12 protein-coding genes and 1 pseudogene are annotated in these 21,538 nt (G+C 66.7%); 4 read left to right on the forward strand and 9 right to left on the reverse strand.

All coding sequences use genetic code 11. From position 1 onward, the window contains the following. The first annotated feature begins 424 nt into the window (after positions 1 to 424). Both G401_RS0127370 and G401_RS0127375 read left to right on the forward strand, forming a co-directional pair. Complete coding sequence (locus G401_RS0127370; protein WP_027344980.1) at positions 425 to 5,782, forward strand: sacsin N-terminal ATP-binding-like domain-containing protein; 5,358 nt, start codon at positions 425 to 427, stop codon at positions 5,780 to 5,782. Between the two features lie 251 nt (positions 5,783 to 6,033). After that, on the forward strand, positions 6,034 to 6,564 hold the full coding sequence (locus G401_RS0127375) for a hypothetical protein (RefSeq protein WP_211240856.1): 531 nt from the start codon (positions 6,034 to 6,036) through the stop codon (positions 6,562 to 6,564). A gap of 259 nt (positions 6,565 to 6,823) precedes the next feature. Here G401_RS0127375 and G401_RS48835 read toward each other — a convergent pair whose 3' ends face one another. Then, entirely contained in the window at positions 6,824 to 8,314 is a 1,491-nt protein-coding gene (locus tag G401_RS48835; protein WP_051367232.1) for a recombinase family protein, read from the reverse strand. Between the two features lie 331 nt (positions 8,315 to 8,645). On the opposite strand from G401_RS48835, the pseudogene G401_RS57925 reads away from it, so the two are divergent. Further along, positions 8,646 to 8,810 (forward strand): annotated as a pseudogene (locus tag G401_RS57925) (transposase); the annotation flags it as partial. A 13-nt stretch (positions 8,811 to 8,823) separates the two neighbouring features. Here the strand turns inward: G401_RS57925 and G401_RS57930 are convergent. Beyond that, positions 8,824 to 8,985 (reverse strand): hypothetical protein, encoded by a 162-nt coding sequence (locus G401_RS57930; RefSeq protein WP_245601867.1) that lies wholly within the window; start codon positions 8,983 to 8,985, stop codon positions 8,824 to 8,826. Positions 8,986 to 9,243: 258 nt separating this feature from the next. On the opposite strand from G401_RS57930, the gene G401_RS0127395 reads away from it, so the two are divergent. Then, complete coding sequence (locus G401_RS0127395) at positions 9,244 to 9,933, forward strand: hypothetical protein (RefSeq protein WP_157546407.1); 690 nt, start codon at positions 9,244 to 9,246, stop codon at positions 9,931 to 9,933. Positions 9,934 to 10,063: 130 nt separating this feature from the next. Here the strand turns inward: G401_RS0127395 and G401_RS56205 are convergent, their stop codons facing one another. The 7 genes from G401_RS56205 to G401_RS48845 form a co-directional block, all read right to left on the reverse strand. Continuing rightward, positions 10,064 to 10,327 carry a hypothetical protein gene (locus G401_RS56205; RefSeq protein WP_157546410.1) on the reverse strand — a complete coding sequence of 88 codons (264 nt, stop codon included), beginning with the start codon at positions 10,325 to 10,327 and terminating at the stop codon, positions 10,064 to 10,066. A gap of 208 nt (positions 10,328 to 10,535) precedes the next feature. Continuing rightward, positions 10,536 to 11,744 (reverse strand): alpha-hydroxy acid oxidase, encoded by a 1,209-nt coding sequence (locus tag G401_RS0127405; protein ID WP_281174213.1) that lies wholly within the window; start codon positions 11,742 to 11,744, stop codon positions 10,536 to 10,538. A 55-nt stretch (positions 11,745 to 11,799) separates the two neighbouring features. Then, complete coding sequence (locus G401_RS0127410; RefSeq protein WP_027344986.1) at positions 11,800 to 13,218, reverse strand: rhamnulokinase; 1,419 nt, start codon at positions 13,216 to 13,218, stop codon at positions 11,800 to 11,802. Further along, positions 13,215 to 15,245, reverse strand: coding sequence for a bifunctional rhamnulose-1-phosphate aldolase/short-chain dehydrogenase (locus G401_RS0127415; RefSeq protein WP_027344987.1), 2,031 nt, complete (start codon positions 15,243 to 15,245; stop codon positions 13,215 to 13,217). The genes G401_RS0127410 and G401_RS0127415 overlap by 4 nt, the downstream gene beginning before the upstream one ends. Positions 15,246 to 15,309: 64 nt before the next feature. Then, positions 15,310 to 16,470: an L-rhamnose isomerase gene (gene rhaI, locus G401_RS0127420; protein ID WP_027344988.1), complete on the reverse strand. Its 1,161-nt coding sequence runs from the start codon at positions 16,468 to 16,470 to the stop codon at positions 15,310 to 15,312. After that, complete coding sequence (locus G401_RS48840; RefSeq protein WP_051367233.1) at positions 16,467 to 18,926, reverse strand: glycoside hydrolase family 3 protein; 2,460 nt, start codon at positions 18,924 to 18,926, stop codon at positions 16,467 to 16,469. The genes rhaI and G401_RS48840 overlap by 4 nt, the downstream gene beginning before the upstream one ends. Beyond that, positions 18,923 to 21,535, reverse strand: coding sequence for an alpha-L-rhamnosidase (locus G401_RS48845; protein WP_064741868.1), 2,613 nt, complete (start codon positions 21,533 to 21,535; stop codon positions 18,923 to 18,925). Before G401_RS48845 ends, G401_RS48840 begins: the two co-directional genes overlap by 4 nt. Between the last annotated feature and the right edge of the window lie 3 nt (positions 21,536 to 21,538).

Consider the following 21,538-nt stretch of genomic DNA (forward strand, 5'->3'; position numbering starts at 1 on the left):
CCGAGCGACCTCGGCTGTGGAGATCGTCGAGACCTTTGCCGAGGTCGAGGTGGTGCCACCGACGCCCGGCGTCGCTGGATCCGACAACGCGCAACCTAACGGCGTCTGGGGTCCCCGGCTCAGAGGGCATGGCCGCTAACTGTTCCGTCCCGGGAGGTTGGGTACACGGCTTGCGAGTGGTAGGCCCGCGAGGGCGGGTCTGCTGCACTGAACCGCAGCTTGTGGCAAGAGTCAACTACGACGAATCCAAGCAACCCGGAGCACATCATCAGCTTCCCGCACGATCTTTCACCACGAGTTGGACATCGCTAGCGTTCGTTCAGCTGTTTCCCGTGGGATGGACAACTGTCTACGGTGAGGTTGGTCCGGGCCGCCTGAAGGCTGGACGCTGCGCGGCTCCACTGTGGGGCGTGGCGATGCGCCGTTGGAGAACGAGATGGGAACGATCGTGTCAGGCTTCGCGGAGCAGGTCCTTCGGCCAACACGTGACGTGATCGGTGCTCACCTCCAGGTGCGTGATCGGTGGAATGCGGCCGAGGAACTGGCGAGCATGACGCGACACGCTGTACACGACTACGGCGGCCGGTTTCTCCTTGAGCTGATTCAGAACGGATACGACGCGCATCCTGACGACGCTGTAGACGGTCAGATGTCTATTGTGCTCGACGATGGTGAAGGTGAGTTCGGCACGCTGTATGTAGCGAACGCTGGGGCGCCGTTCGTCTCGAGCAACTATCTGGCGATCCGGCGCTTGGGTATGAGTGACAAGGCGCCAGGGGAGTCGATCGGGCACAAGGGCGTCGGTTTCAAAAGCGTGCTGCAGGTTTCGGAACGGCCTGAGGTGTACAGTGCCGACCCCTCCCGGCCGTTCGGCGGGCGGCTGGATGGCTTCTGCTTCGGCCCGGCGGAGCCCTCTGACCTGGAGACGCTGCTTGGTCTTGACGCTGACGTGGCGAAACTGGTGTGGACGGAGCTGCCGCGGTTTGCTTTGACGGTTCCGCGTGTCCACGTGCCGCCGACCGCCGCCGAGCTTGCTGCGGACGGCCATGTGACTGTAGTCAGGCTGGCGTTGCGAAGCGCGACGGCCCGTAGTCAGGCCTGGCAGGCTCTCACCGAACTGCGAGATAGTGATGTGCCTGTCTTGTTGTTCCTGCCTCAGCTGCGCCGGCTGGTTTTCGAGCATCGTGATCGTGACGGTGAGACCGTCCGCCGTGAACTGACTCGGCTGGCGACTCCCGTCACGGCAGCCTCCGACCAAACCATCTCCACCGAAATCATTGATCTAGGGGATCGTGGCCGGTTCCTTGTGGCGAACCGGACTGTTCCGGTTGAGCGTCTCGCAGCAGCGATCGAGGCTGGCGTCGGGGATGAAGAACTTGAACCGACCTGGCGGGAGTGGAGCAAGCCTGCGGTGGTCTCGGTTGCCGTGCCGTTGGAACACGAGGCGACCGACTTCCGGACATACGCGTTCTTGCCACTGGGCAGGAGGGCCAGGTCACCGTTCGCCGGCCACATGAACGCACCGTTCCGCACGTTCCTCAATCGAACGGACTTATCGGAGGACGAACACCTCAACCGACTGTTCATCGACGTGGCCGCCGAGACCTGTCTTCTGACCATCGACGCGCTCACCCATTGTGACCTGCCCGGCGCGCGAGCTGCCGCCGTCGACCTCGCGTGCTGGTCGACCGACCATCTGCAGGCTCTTGAGGACGCATGCCAGCGGCTGTTCTCGCAGCCTCTCGCGACGCGCCTGAAGCTGCCCGTCCAGACGGCGTCCGGGGCGGCGTGGGCGAGCCCTGTGCAAGCACGACGATGGCCTGCGGGCACGTGGCAGGTGCTCAGCCGCAGCGCCGCGCTGCCGCTGATCGGTGTACCGCTGCTCGACGACGACCTGCAAGACCGGCGGGTCAAGCGCCTGGACAAACTCGTCGCAGCGCTCAACTTGTCGCTTGCGCCGAAGGCCGACCAGCTGGCGGTGTGGGTGGAGCAAATGCTGCGGGTGATGCCCGTCGGCGACGACCTGTCCGGCTGGGACCTGGCCTACGACGAACTGGCCACGATGTTCGATCGTGATCCAGACGCGCTGCAGGGAAGACGTGTCCTCCTCGACGAGTCCAACCGGCTTCGCCGGTGCAACGTTGCGCCCGATTCGAGCCGCCGCCGGCCCCGTGTCTCCAGCGCGTTCTTTCCCGCCGTGCGCGGTCGGGTCGAGGGCGAGGACGACATCGCAGCCGACGCCGATCTGCGTATTCCGGCAGAGCTCGTCGACCGCATGTTCTACCTGCATCCCGGGCTGCGGTGGACCACAAACTCGCGGCCCGCCCAGCAGACACGCGCACGGCGATGGCTAGAACGCCATCGGCTGGTGCGCCGCTTTGACGCACGCAGTCTGCTTGATCACGTCCGCGACGCCCTGCGCCGTGACACGGATGATGAGCTGGCCCTGGCCGCACTTGGCTTCGCTTTCCGGGTGCACCTCGCCCGGCCCGGCAGCCAGTTGTCGTTGGAGGAAGTCGGGCTGAAGGTGCCGATTCTCGGCGGTGGCTGGCTACCTGCCGGACAGGCGTTGTTCTCCAGCGCGTGGCCGCGGACCGCCGGAGGCCAGATCGAGACGCTTATCCGCGAAGCGACCGGTGTCAGCGATGATCTGACGCGGATGCAGGCACGGCTGCTCGCCCGTCCGGCCGACGTCACCTCGGCCGACGACGACATAAGCGATTGGGTGGCGTTCCTGCGTCGCGCGGGTGTGCGGGACTGGCTCGATCCCGTGGCGATGCCGTCTACGGGCAAAAGTCTGTACGGCGCGGAATTGACCCACCGCCCCTTGGCCGCGTTCATGGGATTGACCGAGGAAGCACAGCAGCTGTGGCGAGCTCACTTCGATCGGCTGGAGCGGCCGGCAAGGTACCCGCAGACACCGTATGTCGCGGCGACGCCGGGCTACGGGCTGCCGGGCCAGGACGACCATGAACACTTGTCGAGCAAGGCGAAAAGCGCCTACGCCGAACTGTTAGTTCTCGGTCTGGACAAGTGGTCCGATGAGTGCCTTCGGACCTCGTTCCACCGTGACCGGTCCGGTGATCCGGATGTCAAGACGGTCCCGACGCTGGCGGCGGCCTTCCTGGTGCGCGCGGCATGGCTGGAAACGCGCGCACCCGGGCACTCCGGCGGCCAGTTCGTCCAGCCGGCCGACGCGTGGATGACCAATGACGAGGACGACGACAACGCACGCCGGTTCGCTCCCTTGGTCTCCATGCCGCTGCGGCGTCTGATCTTCGGTTCGAAGCAGACGCTGCAACGGCTGAGGCACGCCGGAATCGGCGTATGGTCCGATCCGGATCATGCTGGCCGCCTGATCTGGCATCACGGGCAGCTGCTCGCCGACACGCTCGTGCCCGACCTGGAATCCGGGACGTTCCGCCGCAGCTATCAGGCGGCCTGGGCACGTCTGACGGGCTCCAGCAATGCGGGTCTACCTGCCGCTCCCACACCGCGGTATCTGGTGGTCGAACAACGTGAGCGGCTCACCGTCGTGCCCGTCGACGAACCTGGATCGGTCTACGTGACCGACAACGCCGCAGCGTCGAGTTACCGCATCGCCCGCGAGCTAGGGCTCAGCCTGCTGCCGCTTCGCGAACACTCCGACACCGCCGCGCGCCTGCTTGCCGAAGACACGGCGCTTGAGGTCCGCGCTGTCGCCGCCGCGGCCGCCAGCGTCATTCTGGACGGCCACACATATACCCCGGCATCGGCAAGCCCTGCGCTGGTCGACGACCTGTTGCCCTGGCTGCCCACCCTGATCGGCCTGGCGATCGAATACCGCACAACATTTCTGCGCCTGGCCGAAACAGGTTTCCGGGGAACCATTGATCGGCTCCGGCGCCTCCGTGTCGTGAACGCAACCGAGATCACCGTTACCGTCGACCGGAACGAGTTCACGATCCCCGACCGCATGCATGACGCATTCGCAATTCCTGACCCTACGTGGCCGACCTTGGTGCTGCGCCAGCAAACAACAAACCTCGATGCAGCTGAGCTGAGAAGAGCCGCCGGTGCGATCTGCGAGCTCATCGGGCGGCCACAACTCGTCGAAGCGCTACGCCTATCGATCATGGAGCTCGACGAACTCGGCGCCGACTTCGCAGACGGCCCCGACAACGACGAACTAGCGACGGTCTTCGGCATCACGGCCGAGCAGGTCGGCGACACCCGCCGCCGAGTCAACCGCCAGATAACGACCATTCTTCATCGTCTATACCCGATCGTCGTGCACCTGTGCGGACCTGACGCAGCCGCCGGTCTGGATCCGGGCAACTCAATGATCTCCGACGAACACATGCTCGCCACCGCGCTCCGCAGGCTGCCCCTGGGCGACGGGCTCACGGCCGACACACTGCTACGCGAAGCAATCGACGCTCAAACCGTCTACAGCTTGCGCGACCGGCTAGGAATCGACTTCGCCCAGTTCAACCACGTGCTGCATGCGCTCTCACCGGCATACGCACCCGACCTGCCCCGCGAGCAGCACGGCGACGCCTTCAAGTACTTCGTGGCCCAACAACGCCGCGAGATCATCGACCGGCTGCGGACCGCCCGCCTCGCGGACTTCGACGAAGGTCGACCGCAATCAGACTGGCGCGAACTACGTGCCCTCGCGGGCCTCGAGTCTGACGAAGCCTGGCTCATGCTTTACCGGCTGCCGTCGGAAGAACTCATGCGTACGCAGGTCGAGACGTGGCTCGCCCGTCACGGCACCAGCGATCATGCTGATGCGCACCTACCTGCCCTGGAATCCGTACAGCAAGCCAACCGCACCTTCATCGTCGCTCGGCTGCCCGTCGCGACCGCAACCGTCCGGGCTTGGGCACAGACCTACGATCGAGCAGTACCGACTTGGTGGGTCCACCGCGACCAACCCGAGACGACCGCTGCGGCCGTCGACGAACTCGACCGCGCCGCCGCGCTGGACTTCCGCTGCCTCGACGATTCCCTGCTGATCAACTGGCTCACGGTTCTGGGCCACTGGCCAGCCGACATGCCGCCCAGCCTGGACACAGACGCCCTAGGAGTCCGGCCCGAAGACGTCAACGCCGCAGCGGCAGGCCAAGCCCGACTCGAGCGCGCCAGACAACGCCGAGTCATCCAACTCGACGATCAGGACATCGACGTCGGCGGAAACGACTTCGAATATCTATGTGAAGCCCTACGCGCCAAGGTCGGCGATCAAGATCCCTTCCCCGGCAGAAGTACTCGGTTCGCAACCCCGACGCTCCCAGCACGCAACCCCCGATCGTCAACCTCAGGTGCTGGATACACCGGCGGTGGGCGGACGCCGTCGGCGAACGCGATGTCCGACGATCAGCGGCAGGCGGTCGGATTCATCGGCGAGTGGCTCGCATACCAATGGTTGCAGCATCGCTACCCGACAGCCTCCCCCGAATGCTGGGTCTCCACCTACCGGCGCCACGTCTTTCCTGGCGTGCCAGGCGACGACGGGCTCGGCTTCGACTTCCGCATCCCAGCGGCTAAAGATCTGTACTTCGAAGTGAAGACAACCCAAGGCGAACTCGGAGAATTCGAACTAGGCGAGAGCCAAGTGCGAGAGGCGCAACGCCACACACACGAAGACCGGTGGCGACTCATCGTCATCAGCAACGCCCTGGACACCAGCCTGCGACGCCTAGAAGTCCTGCCCAACCCCTTCAGCCGGCGTGGTCAGCAAAGATTCCAACTCGTGGGCCGAGGACTGCGCTTCCGATACGCCTTGCCCAACGTCTGACCCCCAACAATGTCCTACGGCGTTCGCCGACCGACAGCACCGACAAATCGCCACGGCTACAGGAGCTACGTATGAGAACGGGTGCCCTCAACGGACCGGTGCCGGCAACCACCGTGCGTAGGCAGCGAGTCACCGGCCTGCTCAACGGGGCAATTGACCTTCAGAGTCCGCTGGTACGCAAGAACATCGCCCGAGCCCGTCAGCGAAACCCCGAGGCGACCCCAGCCCAAGTAATCCGCACTCTGGAGCGGATGTACGTCAGCGCCTTGGCCGGAACGGGCGCTGCGGTCGGAGGAGCCGCAGCGGCGCCCGGCGTCGGCACGGGAGTCTCACTCGCACTGTCGGCGGGCGAGGCACTCTCATCTCTTGAGCTAAGCACGCTCTTCGCACTCTCCGTCGCCGAGATCCACGGAATCCCGCTCGATGAGCTCGAGCGCCGCCGGACGATCGTGATGGGAATCCTGCTCGGCAGGTCCGGCTCTGCCACCATTGCCAGGGTCGCCGAGCGTACGGGTCAACACTGGGGACGTCAGATCGTCGCGAAGGTGCCTGTCGAGACGCTGCGTCAGATCAACGGGATACTGGGGAAGCACTTTGTCACGAAGTACGGAACCAAGCAGGGGATCATCGTCCTCGGCCGGATGGTGCCTTTCGGGGTCGGTCTAGTGATCGGCGGTGGAGCCAACGCAGCCCTCGCCGCTCTCACGGTGGGGGCAAGCCATCGCGCATTCGGCCCGTCTCCAACTACGTGGCCGACGCCCGGCGCGTCGGCGGGGCGATAGAGCACCGATATCGGTGCCCTCAAGTCAGTTTTCGCAGACCCGGGTCTGCCGCGGTCACTGTCCGATGTCCTCACCTGGCCGGACGCGATCCCCGCAGCGGCGGTGTTCAAGTAGGAGAGTAGCCACCCTGCGTCGGCGACCCCTAAATCCACTGTCGACAGGCGCTTGAAAGCTTTGCAGGTCAAGCGATAGACTGCACCACATGAACACGCCCATTGGGGCGTGCGTCCCGGTTGTGGGGGGCCGAGTCTCGGACACGTTATTTCCCCACGGCTTCCATCGGCGTCACTCGATCTTCGGGTGACGCCGATTCCGTGGAGCGAGGCGTTCGCTGCTTCGGGATCGGTGTCATTCGTGGGGGAGTCTGCTGGAACACGGTCTCGCCGTCGATGTCGAGCCGCCACTCCGCATGATCACACCAGATGATCAATCGGTGGCCCTCTAGAATCGTGGGCAGGTCCGCGATGGTGATGTCGCCACCAGCGAGAAAGAGGATCGCCTGATCCTCCCGGGCGTAGATGTTCTTGGACGGTCGGCTCCAGCGCAATCGTGAGCTCGTGCGGCCGTGTCGGCACCGGTGCGAAGCCCGGCCGTGACTCCAATGCGGTTCCAACCGTCGGCCGCACGGTTCGCAGGAGAACAGGCCGGTCATCGTGAACTCGTGGGCGTCATTGTGGGCGGTGCTATGGATGGCCTGCGCTGCGATGAAGTCCGCTTCACTGACCAGCGGCTCGTGGACGGTGTCCTTGGAGATCGTCCACTCCTGCACCCTGCTCCATCGATACATCTCGGCATGCCCGAGGGCGTCGTCTGCCTGGTCGAGGCTGCCGTGATCGGTGTGCTGGCGGTTCCACACCTGGCGACCGGTGTAGCGGGGGTTGGCCAGAATCGATGCCACGGTGCGCAACGTCCATCCCTCGCCGCTACGGTGTGGATTGCGTTGCGGGTCGTGTGCGGAGGGACAGGCGACGTTCTGCTCGTTGAGGGAGACGGTGATCGCGGCGACACTCCAGCCGGCCAGTCGTTGGGCAAACATCCAGGACACCCACCGAGCGGTCTCCGGGTCGGGGCCATAGCGGTGCAGGCGGCGTCCCCACTGGGCGTGGGCCTTGTTCGGATGCGGTCCGGCATCCACGATCATGTACCCGTACGGTGGGCGGCCACCGATCATCCGTCCCTGTTCGAGGACCTGGCTTTGCATCGCAGCCTTCACCCGGAACCGGGTTCGCTGCACCTCGCGTTTGGCGTGCACGCCCAGCAGTTTGAGTAGTGACTGGTGCTCCGGGTTGTGGAGATCGACCGGGCCACCGAGCTCGGGTAGCCACAGCTGCACATGGTGGCTTTCAAAGATGGGACCGAGCTGCTCGATTTGGTTACCGCAGAAGGCGCGCTCGAACTCGCCCACGACGACAGCGTCGAACTCCCGATTCGGGTCGGCCAGCGCGGTGAGGAGTTTCGCGGCTTCCGGTCGGCGAGCCCATCCGCGGCTGCGTGTCACTCCCTGATCGATGTACTCGACCACGATCGTGCCGTGCCCGGCGATCAAGTCGTCGACCACGAACCGCTGCCACCCGGCAGAGGATTGAAAGTGCTGGAAGCGGTCGGTCGACATCCGGCCGTAGAACGCGAACCTGGTCGTGGCGATGCCGACACCAACGGGGTGGCGCAGCCGCCAAGCTGTCTTGGGGTCGTCGAGTTGTGCCCAGACCTGGAGCCGATCGGCATGGAGAGGGTCGTGGGGTGTAGTCATCGCCGTTCACCGCCCATTCGCATGCTGCTAGCGACCTCAGCATGTTCGTCCGGGTAGAACGATGAAAAGGTGCGATGGTGCGATCCACCCGCAAGAACGTCAAAAGCGCTCGATCGCTTGACCGTCGGTGTCGGGTCTGGAGGTAATGAGGTAATACTGCTGGCACGATGGACGGGCTGGCAGTCGCATACAACGGGGATGAAGAGCGGCGAAGTCGCTACGACATGCCGATCGAAGCTGTTCGGACCGCCAACCGGACCGCGGCGGCCGGCAAGCCAGACCAACAGCAGTGGATCTGATTGGACGCATAGCTCAGCGGCATGATGCCGTGTGGGATGCAGACGCGGTCCGCGACGATCTGTACGACTACGTCGGCGAGCATCTCGGCGACGCCGACGGCATCCTTGTCATCGACGAAACCGGGTTTATCAAAAAGGGGATCAAGACCGTCGGTGTTCAGGACCAGTACACCGGCACTCTCGGGAAGGTCGACAGCCAGGCACTGACGGTCACCGGACCCCGATCAGGCCCACCATCGCCAGGTACACGCCGGACAGCACGACCGCTCGCAGTACACCTGGGTCGGCGAAGGACGGGCGCGGAACCCCGCCGGCCGTGGCCATCGTGCCGGAGGCGAACGTCGCGAAGGTGACGACCTCCCCGACCACCAACGACAGATGCTCGCGATCGGCCGGGCGCTCATGGCTCAGCCCAGCGTCCTGCTCCTCGACGAGCCGTCCATGTGTCGGCGTACGGGTTCTGATGCAGAGCCGCGTACGCCAGGCGTACACAGTTCGGGAACATCTGACGATGCGATTTCGCGTTGACCCCGACTCGGTGATCTTCTTTCATTCTTTCCACTGAGTTACCGACGCAATCCGGCCGGCACAGGATCGCGGCAGGTGCGCGAACAGCGGTAGCGTGTGGTCGTGCTGTCGTTGCTGTCGTTGTCGATCGAGAGGGCGTTGCATGCACGGTCTGCCGAGCATGTGCGCGTGATCGTGCGTATCGATGGTGTTGACGTCAGCCATGCTGACGGCGACGACGGCCCAGATCCGTGGAACGCACTGGTGCCGGTGAACCGCTTCGTGGCGACCGACGACTTCACGACCGCGACGATTGCCTGCTGCAAGAGCTGTGGCCCGGAATGCTGCGCGATCGAAGCGTGTGTCCGCCGCGAGGGCGACGTCGTGCGCTGGGAAGTAGGTGACCGGCGCGGTGTTCGTTGGGTGGGCGAGCGACGCACGATCCTGTTCGATGCGGCTGCCTACGACGCCGAAGTCGCCCGTATTGAGGCCGACCGCAGCTGGCAGACGGCGATGCACCGGGCCGGGCGGCTCATCCTCGCCGGTGTTGACCTGCCCTCAGGGGTTGAGGGCGTGCGGGTCACCATGATTGGCGCCGGGGAGCTCGAGGTGTGGCTTGAGGAGCCGGACGAGTACCAGATCTTTGTGCACGCCCCCTGGGATGCGCAGCGACCCGACGACAGTGCCGCCATGGTGCGCTCGGTGCTCGCCGGGCCCGCTGCTGCCTGGCCCGCGCGGTGGCACAGCATCAAGGCGGACCGCGAGGACCCGCCGGCATACGCCGGGCCGTCCTGGCGGCGCGCCGAGTTTTGACGGCACCGTGCCGAATAGCCACAGCACCAAGGCCATCCGGCACGGTGATGATCTCGTGGGTAATGATTCGTCGGCATCCCCCAGTACAGTCCGCGCCCGCTCATCGGCACGACCTGTTCGGTGCTGCCCATTATAACAGTGCGTAGTCATTGAACGCCGGACTCGCATCTGCATGCACCGGTAGGCACTTACCGATCTTGCTATCTGCTCTGTACTCGCTGGTGTTCGCGGCTCTGTACTGCAACCCGTACGCCGACACCATGGGGCTCTCGCCGAAACTCGTCGGCGAGATCGCCCGCGATGTCCCGGTCATCGCTACCTTGCCGCTCTCCATGACGAGGCAGGTGGATGGCACGTCGAAGGTGAGTTTGGCGCTCTGCTCGACCAACAGCATGGTGAGCCCTTGGGCGCTGAGGCGTTGCAGGCTGTTGGCCGTCCGACAATGCCCCGGCGAGGCGGTGGCGCATCTCGCCGAGGACGGGGAATAGCTCGTAGACCTCGTCGACTGCTACGTCGCGTGAGAGGCCGAGCACTGACTCTAGCCGCGCCGAACGGCCGGGGACGCAGGGCCAGCCTGCCAAGTTCATTACCGGCTGCCGGCGCTACAGATTCTGGTCACCGTCTGGCCGTCGTGGCGCGAGACGCTGCAACTGGGTTGCGTGTCGGGGGGTGAGTTCGTCCAGCGATGCGACGCCGAGCAGTTTCATAGTCCGCACCACCTGCTCAGAGAGGATCTCGATGGCGCGGTCGACGCCAGGGCGACCGCCTGCCATCAGCCCGTAGAGGTAGGCGCGGCCGATCAAGGAGAATTTCGCGCCCAGCGCGATGCAGGCGACAATGTCGGCGCCGTTCATGATGCCGGTGTCGACGGCGATGTCCGTGTGGCTACCGACCTCGCGGACGACGTCGGGCAACAGGTGGAATGGGACCGGTGCCCGGTCGAGCTGCCGGCCGCCGTGGTTGGACAAGACGATGCCGTCCACACCTGCGTCGACTAGCTTCTTAGCGTCGTCGACCGCCTGCACGCCTTTGATGACGAGCGTGCCGGGCCACATGTTGCGGATCGTAGCTAGGTCGTCGTAGGAAATCGTGGGGTCCATGGCAGCGTCGAGGAGCTGACCGACGGTACCTCCGGTCGATGACAGCGACGCGAACTCGAGTTTGGGAGTGGTCAGGAAGTCCCACCACCACCAGGGCCGCGGGATGGCGTTCAGGACCGTGCGGAGCGTCAGCTGCGGCGGGATGGAGAACCCATTGCGTTTGTCGCGTAGGCGGGCACCAGCGACGGGGGTGTCGACGGTGAGCATGAGGGTGTCGAACCCGGCGGCAGCGGCCCGTTCGACGAGGCTGTAGGAGATCTCCCGCTGACGCATGACGTAGAGCTGGAACCAGTTGCGGCCGTGGGGGTTGGCCGCCTGGACGTCCTCGATCGAGGTGGTGCCTAGGGTGGACAGGGCGAAAGGGATCCCGGCAGCCCCGGCGGCGCTGGCTCCGGCCGTTTCGCCTTCGGTGTGCATGAGCCGGGTGAAGCCGGTCGGTGCGATTCCGAACGGCATCGCGGAGCGTCCGCCAAAAATCGTGGCAGCAGTATCGACGGTGGAGACGTCGCGCAGGATCGATGGATGGAATTCGACGTCTTCGAACGCCTGCCGTGCGCGGGCTAGGGATAGTTCCATCTCAGCGGCGCCGTCGGTGTAGTCGAAAGCTGCGGCCGGGGTGCGCCGCTGGGCGATAGCACGTAGGTCATAGATGGTCAGCGCTCGGGCAAGGCGGCGTCTGCGGCCGTTGAGTTCAGGGGTGCGGAACTTCATGAGCTCCAGAAGCTCTGCTGGCTTGGGGAGTTGTCGTTTCACCATTGTCGTTGACCTATCGAGGCAGGTAGCGGGTGAGGTTGCTGGACGCGGCGGCGACAGCGCGGATGTCGCGAAGATCAGGTCCGAGCGCACCGAGCGCCCGCGCCTGGACCAGCATGTTTCCCATGGCGGTCGCTTCGACAGGCCCGGCCACGACGGGCAGGCCCGATCGGTTCGCGGTCGCCTGGCACAGCAGGGTGTTCTGTGACCCGCCGCCGACGATGTGAATGGTGGTGACCTCATGGTCGGCCAGCCGCGCGGCGTCGTGGACCGCGTGGGCGAACGCTTCGGCGAGGCTTTCGATAATGGCGCGGATGAGCACGGGGCGGCTGCGCGGGACCGGTTGGTCGTGGTCGCGGCACCAGGTCTCGACGCGGTGCGGGATGTCGCCCGGGGGCAGGAAGATTGGGTCGTTGACGTCGAAGATTGCCAGCGGTTCGTCGACCTTTGCGGCGGCGTCGAGCAGTTCGGCCAGGGCGCTGGCGCGGCGGGCGTCGGTGGCGGCCGGTTCCCAGTGGCGCAGGGACTCTGACAGCAGCCACAGCCCCATCACGTTATGGAGGAAACGGTTGGTTTCGTCGAGGCCGCCTTCGTTGGTGAAGTTCGCCTGGCGGGCGTGCTCGGTGAGCACTGGTCCGTCGAGTTCGAGTCCGACCAGGCCCCATGTGCCGCAGGAGATGTAGGCGAAGTCTCGTCCGGTGTTGGGGATTGCTGCGACCGCTGATGCGGTGTCGTGCGAGCCGACGGTGACGATCGGCAATGCCCGGCCGACTGCTGCAGCGGCCTGCGGTGTCAGCACGCCTACCGGTGTTCCTGGGTCCACCAGGGGTGGCAGGATCCGGCTCGGGATGCCCAGGGTGTCGGCGAGGTCGAGGTCCCAGGCGAGGCTGCGTGGGTCGAGCAGCCCTGTGGTGGAGGCGTTCGTGCGTTCGGCGATCGCCCGGCCGGTCAGCCAGAAGGTGAACAGGTCCGGGATGAGCAGCATCTGGTCGGCGAATTCGAGCAGGGCACCCTCGGTGCTCAGCTGGAACACGGTGTTGAACGGCAGGTGCTGCAGTCCGTTGCGCTGGTAGAGCTCGGCGGCGCCGATACGGTCGTGGACGGCGCGCACGCCAGCGTCGTTGCGGGCGTCGCGGTAGTGGTATGGGTTGCCCAGGACGCGACCGTCGTGCAGCAGCGCGTAGTCCACGGCCCACGAGTCGATACCGACACTGGCGATTTCGCCCGGTGCGGAGCGTTCGGCCGCGGCCAGCCCGGCCAGTACACGGCGGTGCAGGTTGAGCAGGTTCCAGTGCATGCCGTCGAGGGTGTGCACCGGCTCGTTGCCGAAGCGGGTGATGTGTTCGGTGTGCAGGACGCCGTCGACCAAGCGGCCGAGGATCACTCGGCCGCTGGTCGCTCCCAGGTCGACGGCGGCGATGGTTGTGTTCATCGCAGGAAGGCTGCGGCGACGCCGGAGTCGACCGGGACGTGCAGGCCGGTGGTGCGCCTGAGTTCGGGTCCGGTGAGCACGTAGACCGCGTCGGCGACGTGGTCGGGCAGGACTTCGCGCTTGAGGATGGTGCGGTCGGCGTAGAACTGGCCGAGGTCTTCTTCTTTGACGCCGTAGGTGGCGGCGCGCTGCGCGCCCCATCCACCGGCGAAGATGCCTGACCCGCGCACGACGCCGTCGGGGTTGATGCCGTTGACCCGTACGCCGTGCTGGCCGAGTTCGACGGCGAGCAGCCGGACCTGGTGCGCCTGGTCGGCTTTAGTTGCTGAGTACGCGACGTTGTTGGGGCCGGCGAACACGGAGTTCTTGGACGAGATGTAGATGATGTCGCCGCCCATGCCCTGCTCGATCAACGCTGCGGCAGCGGCTTTGGAGACCAGGAACGAGCCCTTGGCCATGACGTCGTGCTGCAGGTCCCAGTCGGCTTCGCTGGTCTGCAGCAGCGGCTTGGACAGCGACAGGCCAGCGTTGTTGACGACGAGGTCGATGCCACCGAATGCGAGCAGGGTGGCGTCGATGGCGGCTTGGACGGCGCTGGAGTCGGAAACGTCGACGCTGACCCCGACCGCGACGTCGCTGGTGCCGATTTCAGCGGCGGCTGATTCGGCTTTGGCGAGGTCGAGGTCGGCGACGACGACACACGCGCCTTCGGCTGCCAGACGGGTGGCGATGGCTTTGCCGATGCCAGAGGCAGCGCCGGTGATGAACGCAATGCGGCCCTGGTGGCTCTTGGGCTTGGGCATCCGCTGGAGTTTGGCTTCCTCCAAGGCCCAGTACTCGATGTTGAACTTCTCTGATTCGGCGATTGGGGTGTACTTCGATAGGGCTTCGGCACCGCGCATGACGTTGATCGCGTTGACGTAGAACTCGCCAGCTACGCGGGCGGTCTGCTTGTTGGCGCCGTAGCTGAACATGCCCACGCCCGGTACGAGCACGATGAGCGGGTCGGCGCCGCGCATGGCTGGCGAGTCGGCGGTCGCGTAGCGCTGGTAGTAGGCGGCGTAGTCGGCGCGGTACTCGACATGCTGCTGCTTCAGCCCCGCGATGGTCTCCTCGACGCTGGCGGTGGCGGGCACGTCGACCAGCAATGGCTTGACCTTGGTCCGCAGGAAGTGATCGGGGCAGCTGGTCCCCAGTCCCGCCAGGTGAGGTGCTTTCGTGGTGGCGAGGAAGTCGAGCACGACGTCGGTGTCGGTGAAATGACCGACCATCGGTTTCTCGGTCGAGGCCAGGCCGCGGATGGTGGCGGCCAGGGCGGCGGCTTTAGCTCGGCGCTCGGGTTCGGGCAGCGCTTCGTAGCCGGGCCGTGCCGGGCCGAACGGCTGCGGTGTGCCGTGCTCGGCGATGTATCGCTGAGCCGTCTGGATGATCCACAGCGAGTTGGTTTCGCATTCGGCGCTGGTGTCACCCCATGCGGTGATGCCGTGCCCGCCGAGGATAGTGCCGACGGCCTGCGGGTTGGCCTGCTTGATCGCGGCGATGTCGAGGCCGAGCTGGAAACCGGGCCGCCGCCATGGCACCCATACGACCTTGTCGCCGAAGATCTTCGAGGTGAGTTCATCGCCGTCGGCGGCGGTGGCGATCGCGATGCCGCTGTCGGGGTGCAGGTGGTCGACGTGAGCGGCGTCGAGAAGGCCGTGCATGGCGGTGTCGATGCTGGGGGCGGCGCCGCCGCGGCCGTGCAGGCAGTAGTCGAATGCGGCGACCATGGCGTCTTCGTGCTCGATACCGGGGTAGGTGCGGGCCAGGGCGTCGAGGCGGTCGCGGCGCAGCACGGCCAGCCCCGAGGCTTTCAGCGTGCCGAGGTCGCCGCCGGAGCCTTTGACCCAGACGAGTTCGACGGGGTCGCCGGTGACTGGGTCGGTGCCGGTGCCTTTGGCGGAGGTGTTGCCGCCGGCGTAGTTGGTGTTGGCCGGGTCAGCGCCGAGCCGGTTGCTGCGGGCGATGAGGTCGTCGACGGTGCTCATGTGCTCTCCCTTGGCGGCATCAGGGCCGCCCCGTGTTGATCAGATGACGTGGGTGAGGGATAGGTCAGGCGCCCCAGCCGGCGGCGGTGCCACCGACCCGTTCAGCGGTCACGCGCTCGAGGTAGCCGGACCGGCGGTAGGCGGTGATGGGGTCGGGGTCCAGGCCCATGTCTTCGCGTAGCTGGCGCAGCATCGGGCGGACATCGGTGTGGTAGGCGTCCATGAGGATGTCGTTGGCGCCGAGCACCTCGCCGGCCTTCTGCGCTGCGGCCAGCGCCGTGCGGTCGACGAGGAGCGCTTTCGCGGTGGCTTCCTGCACGTTCAACACCGACCGGATCACCGCCTGGATCTTCGGTTCGATGTTGTGGCACTGGTCGAGCATGAATGCGATACCCCCATCGGGGGTGACAGCGTCGGCGGCGGCGATCTCGTTCATGATCCGGAACAGTTGGAACGGGTCGGCAGCGCCGGCCATCAGGTCGTCGTCGGCGTAGAAGCGGGAGTTGAAGTCGAACGCGCCGAGCTTGTTCTGCCGCAGGAGGAACGCGACGATGAACTCGATGTTCGTGCCTGGGGCGTGGTGGCCGGTGTCGATGACGACCTGCGCCCGCGGGCCAAGTTCGACGCAGTGGGCGTAGGCGGTTCCCCAGTCGGGGACATCTGTGGCGTAGAACGCGGGCTCGAACAGTTTGTACTCCAGCAGTAGCCGCTGGCTGCCCGTAAGCCTGCTGTTGGCCTGTTGCAGTGCCTCGGCGAGTCGGTCCTGGCGGGATCGAAGGTCGTCTTGGCCGGGATAGTTGGTGCCGTCGGAGAACCACAGTTTCAGGTCCGCGGAGCCGGTGGCGTCCATGATGTCGACACATTCGAGCAGGTGCTCGATGGCTTTGCGGCGTACGGCCGGGTCAGGGTTGGTCACCGACCCGAGCCGGTAGTCGTCGTCCTGGAAGACGTTGGCGTTGATAGTTCCGAGCTGGATTCCCTGTTCAGCTGCGTAGCGGGACAGGTGGTGATAGTCGTCCACGCGGTCCCAGGGGATGTGCAGGGCCACCGTGGGGGCCACGCCGGTGAACCGGTGCACGGTGGCCGCGTCGGCGATCTTCTCGTAGGCGTTGCGGGGCACGCCCTGCTGGGCGAATACCTTGAACCGGGTGCCGGAGTTGCCGTATGCCCATGACGGGGTCTCGATGTGCTGGCGGCGTAGTACCGCGGCGGCGGTGTGGGTCATGGGTTCTGGCCTTTCAAGACGTCGGCGACGAGGTCGGCGGTGAGCTGGAATCGGGCGTGGAACTGCAGATCGGCACTGGAGGTCCCGACCTCGATGCAGTAGGTGCCCGGGTGGACCTGCCAGCCGATGCCAGGCTGGTAGGCGGCCAGGTCCCGTAGCGCTACCGAGATCGTCGCCGTGGCGGTGGCCCCAGCGCTGATACGCAGCTTCGCGACGCCCTTGAACTGCGGGTAGGGCTGCAGCGCGCCCTCGGGTGCGGTGATGTAGAGCTGCACCGTCTCGGTCCCCGGACGGTCAGCGGTGTTGGTGACCGGGATGGTCACCGTCAGGGCCTGCTGACTGGCGGACACGGCAAGCGGGCCATAGGTGTAGCTGGCATAGGACAGTCCGTGGCCGAACGCGAACAGTGGCCGTCGGCCGTGATGCCTGAAGTGCCGGTATCCGATCAGTGGCCCTTCGGGGTGCACGGCACTGCCATCGACGCCCGGCATCTGCGCTGGTGTCGTCACCGGACCCTGGCCGGCGTCGGCGGGGAACGTGATCGGCAGCCGGCCGGCAGGATCAGCGTCACCGAACAACACCGCAGCGAGCGCCTGACCGAAACGCTGGCCCGGGTACCACACTTGGACGACGGCGGCGACGTGTTCCAGCCATGGCATGAGGACCGGGCCGGGCGTGTTGAGCACGACAACCGTGTTCTGGTTGGCGGCGGCGACTGCGGCGATGAGCTCGTCCTGGTCGCCGGGAAGATCCAGACCGGTCCGGTCCATCGCCTCGCCGCTAGCAGCCTGCACGACGACTACCGCGACGTCGGCATGGGCGGCGGCAGCGGCGGCGTCTGCGATCAGGTCGTCGGGTTCCTGCCAGCCGAGCCGGACTCCGGGCCGGATGCCGAGGAACGGCAGGTCCAGAGCTGGCCCGTAGGCGTAGGTGACCTCGACGTCGATCGGTTGCCCGGCGACAAGGTCGACGACGGCATGTCGGCTGTAGCCGGGGCCGGCGAACATCCGGTCGGCTTCGTGGGTGCCGGTGGTGGCGGCGCGGCCGTCGATATAGAGCGTGGCGTGGCCGCCGCCGGTGAGGCTGAACCGGTGCCGGCCGCTGCTGCGCGGGGTCAGCCGAGTCGTGTACCGGGCGGTGAAGGCGCCGTCGACGCCGTCAGGTGGTCCGTGCCGGCCCAGTGCCTGCTCGGTCGTCTGCAGGATCAGCACACCGTCGGTGTCGTGATACTCGGCGAGCACACCGGGCCTGCCGTCGGGTTGGGTGAGGACTTGCGCCGGGACCGCTGGTAGGGCGGTGTCGCCGAGTGTTCCCTGGGCGTGGGTGACGCTGATGCGCCCGGCGGCGCGGGCACGGAGACCCGCGAGCGGAGTGACGATCCGGGTGGGATCGGCGTCGACGCCGCCGGAGCCACCTACGGTGTACAGGGCGTCGGTGCCGGCGCAGCCGATGACGGCGATCTCGGTGATGTTGCGTAGCGGCAGGACACCGTTGTTGGTCAGTAGGACGCTGGCGTCGGCGGCGACGGTGGCGGCGAGCAGGTCGTGGGCGTTGCTGTCTGGCTGCGGCTGGCCTGCGGTGCTGGCCAGGTCGCAGCCGAGGACGGCGGTCAGGATCCGGGTGGCGATATCGCGGCAGCGGCCACTGTCGGCGAGCATCTCGGCGGTGCGCCCGGACGGCCCGTCCAGGCCGGGCACATCCAGGCCTGCCGCGAGTGCCTGGGCGGGGTCGCGGACGGCGAAGATGAAGTCCGGGACTGTGAACCCGGGCCAGCGCCATTCGTCTTTGACCAGGTGCCACAGGTCGGGGTCCTGGCTCGGGTACCGGCCGTTGAGCCGGTTGTAGGAGGCCATGACCGCCCACGCGCCGCCGTCGGCGAGAACCCGCCGAAACGGGGCCAGGTACAGCTCGTGCAGGGTCCGTTCGTCGATGCGCATGTCGACGGCGTCGCCGCGAGCGAAGAGGTGTCCGTCGCCGGTGCGGCCTCGCTCGTGGGTGTTGGCGACCAGGTGTTTGGCGACGGCGATGACGTGGCGGCTCTGGACACCCCGTATGTGGGCCAGGCCGATGTGACCGGCCAGCCAAGGGTCTTCACCGAAGGTTTCCGGGATGCGCCCGGCCAGCGCTGTGCGCACCAGGTCCAGGCTGGGGCCGAGCAGGACGGTGTGACCGCTCGCGGCTACTTCGGCGCCGATCGCCGCCCCGTAGGCGTGGGCGAGGTCGGTGTCCATTGTCGCGGCCAGAGCCATCGCGACTGGCAGCGCTGTGCCGGACGGGATGTCGCGTACGCCGCTGGGTCCGTCACGGTAGGACAGCGGCGGCAGGCCGAGGCTGTCCAGGACGGTGTAGTCGGCCAACGCCAGCGCGGTGAGCTGTCCCGGGGTGAGGGCAGCAACGGCGGCGGCGACCCGGTCGGGCAGCGGCAGCGTCTGGTCGTGCCAGGGTTGGGTGCTCATGCGGGTGTTCCTGCTGCTTCACGGTCGTGGATGTTGACCTGGGTGGGGCGGGCGGGGTCGGCGTCGGCGGGGCGGTACGCCACGGTGAAGGTGTGGTTGCCCGCACCAACGGCAGTGGGTTCCTGACCGAGGAGGTCGATGACGGCGGTCGTGCCGGCGGGGATGGTGGCCTGCACGTGCAGGGTGGCGCCGTCTCGCTGCCAGGACACGGCGGCGGTGCCGTAGGGGGTCAGGTGTTCGGTGTGGGCGTGGGTGAGACCACCGCCGGGCCGCGGCGCTACGCGCAGGCGCCGGTAGCCGGGCGCGTCGGCGGATAGACCTGCCAGGGTGCGGTGCATCCAGTCGGCGACCGCGCCGAGCGCGTAGTGATTGAAGGAGGTCATCTCGCCGGGGTTGACGCTGCCGTCGGGCAGCATGCTGTCCCAGCGTTCCCAGGTGGTGGTGGCGCCCATCGTCACCGGGTAGAGCCAGGATGGGCAGCTGGTCTGGGTCAGCAGGTGGTAGGCAGTGTCCAGGTGACCGGTCACGGTGAGCGCGTCGCAGATCAGCGGTGTGCCGACGAATCCGGTGGCGATGAGATGGCCGTTGTCGGCGACGAGTTCGGCGAGGCGCCGTCCGGCCCGGTCGCGCAGGTCGGCGGGCAGCAGGTCGAACATGATCGCTAGGGCGTAGGCGGTGGGTGCGTCTGATGCCATCCGGCCGGACGCGGTGACAAACTCGGCGCGGAAAGCAGTGCGGGTTGCTGCAGCGAGACCGCTGTAGCGGCGCTGGTCTTCGGTGTTGCCCAGCAGCGCGGCGGTTTCGGCAAGCAGCCCGGCAGTGTAGGCGTGGTAGGCCGAAGCGACCAGGTACGGGTCAGTGCGGGCCTGGTCGGGGCGCCGTGGCGGGGCGGCGGGGTCGAGCCAGTCACCGAACTGGAAGCCGCTGTTCCACAGGTGCCCGGGGCCGGCGATCGCGGCGATCTGGTCGACCCAGGCGGTCATGCTCGGGTACTGGTCAGCGAGGATCTGCAGGTCGCCGGTGCGTTGGTAGAGCGTCCACGGCACGAGGACAGCGGCGTCGCCCCAGGCGGCGGCTGGGGTCAGGTCGAACAGCACTGGTACCCATGGCACGTAGTGCGGGACGGTACCGAACCTGCGTTGTTCGGCGGCCAGGTCGGTCAGCCACGAGGTGAGCAGCCCGGTGCAGTCATACAGGTAGGATGCGGTCGGCGCAAACGCGGCGATGTCGCCGGTCCAGCCGAGACGCTCGTCGCGCTGAGGGCAGTCGGTGGGCAGGTCGACGAAGTTGCCGCGCATGCTCCACACGACGTTGTCGTGCAACCGGGTCAGCAACGGGTCGGAGCAGCCGAACCGTCCGGCATGGGTCATGTCGGTGTGAATGACCACCGCTGTTGCGTCTACCGGCACGTCGGCGTCGATCTGTGCGTAGCGGAACCCGTGGATGGTGAACCGCGGCTCCCATTCCTGGACGGTGTCGCTGTCGCCCAAGATAAAGGTGTCGATGGACGGGGCGTTGCGTAGCGGCCGGGTGCACAGCTCCCCGTGTTCGAGGACCTCAGCGTGGTGCAGTCGCACCACCTGCCCGGCCGGACCGTGGACCTGGATACGGAGCCGGCCGGAGATGTTCTGCCCGAAGTCGAGGATCTGCTTGCCCGCCGGGGACGTGAAGACAGCTACCGGGGTGAGGGTTTCGACACGCCGGACCGGTGGACCCGTCGGTGCGGTGAGGCAAGACAGGTCGATGTCGCTCACTGTGGCCGGTAGCCAGTCTCGGTCGTCGAACCCGGGTGACGACCAGCCGTGCGAAATGAGGCGGGCGTCGTGGTGTTCGCCTTCGTACAGGCCGGTAGCGGTGATGGGGCTTGGTGCCGTGCGCCAGTGCCGGTCGGTGCCGATCGTGGTGATGGTGCCGTCGGGGTGGCGCAGTTCCAACTGTGCCAGCAGTGCTGTGCGGGTGCCGTAGAGGTTGTGGGTGCCGCCGTTGAAGCCGATCAGCCCGCGGAACCAGCCGTCGGCCAGCCATCCGCCGATCGTGTTGGCGCCGTCGCTCAGCAGTTCGGTGACGTCGAACGTCTGGTATCGCAGCCGTTCGGGGTAGCTGGTCCACCCCGGTGCCAGAACGTGGTCACCGACCCGACAGCCGTTGATCTCCAGTTCGTACAGGCCGTGGGCGGTGGCGTACAAGCGGGCGGAGGCTACCGGTGCGGTGACCGTGAAGTCGCGGCGCAGCAACATCGCCGGGCGGGGCAGGTCCGTTGCCGTGTCGGGCTGCGGGCTGATCGCATTAGCCTGCCAGTCGTCACGGTGCAGCAGGCCAGCTTCGACGATGGCCGGTGCGCTCCACGGCGATGGTTCCGTGCAGCCGTCAGCCCAGGCGCGGACCCGTACGAGGCGGCGTTCCCGGGAGGCCAGCGGCGCTGCAGGCCAGGGCCGCAGGTTGCTGTCGGTGTCGCTGATGCGCCCGCTTGTGTAGGGCTGCGGGCCGCCGTCGACGGCGACCTCGTAGGCGACCTGATCTGTGCTGGTGTGCCAGGACAGGCGCGGACGAGGGCAGCCTGCCCCGAGCGCTTCGCCGATGTGCTCGAAGCGCAGATGGTGCGTGTGCATGGG

The sequence above is a fragment of the Hamadaea tsunoensis DSM 44101 genome, assembly GCF_000428945.1.
Classification (GTDB): Bacteria; Actinomycetota; Actinomycetes; order Mycobacteriales; family Micromonosporaceae; genus Hamadaea; species Hamadaea tsunoensis.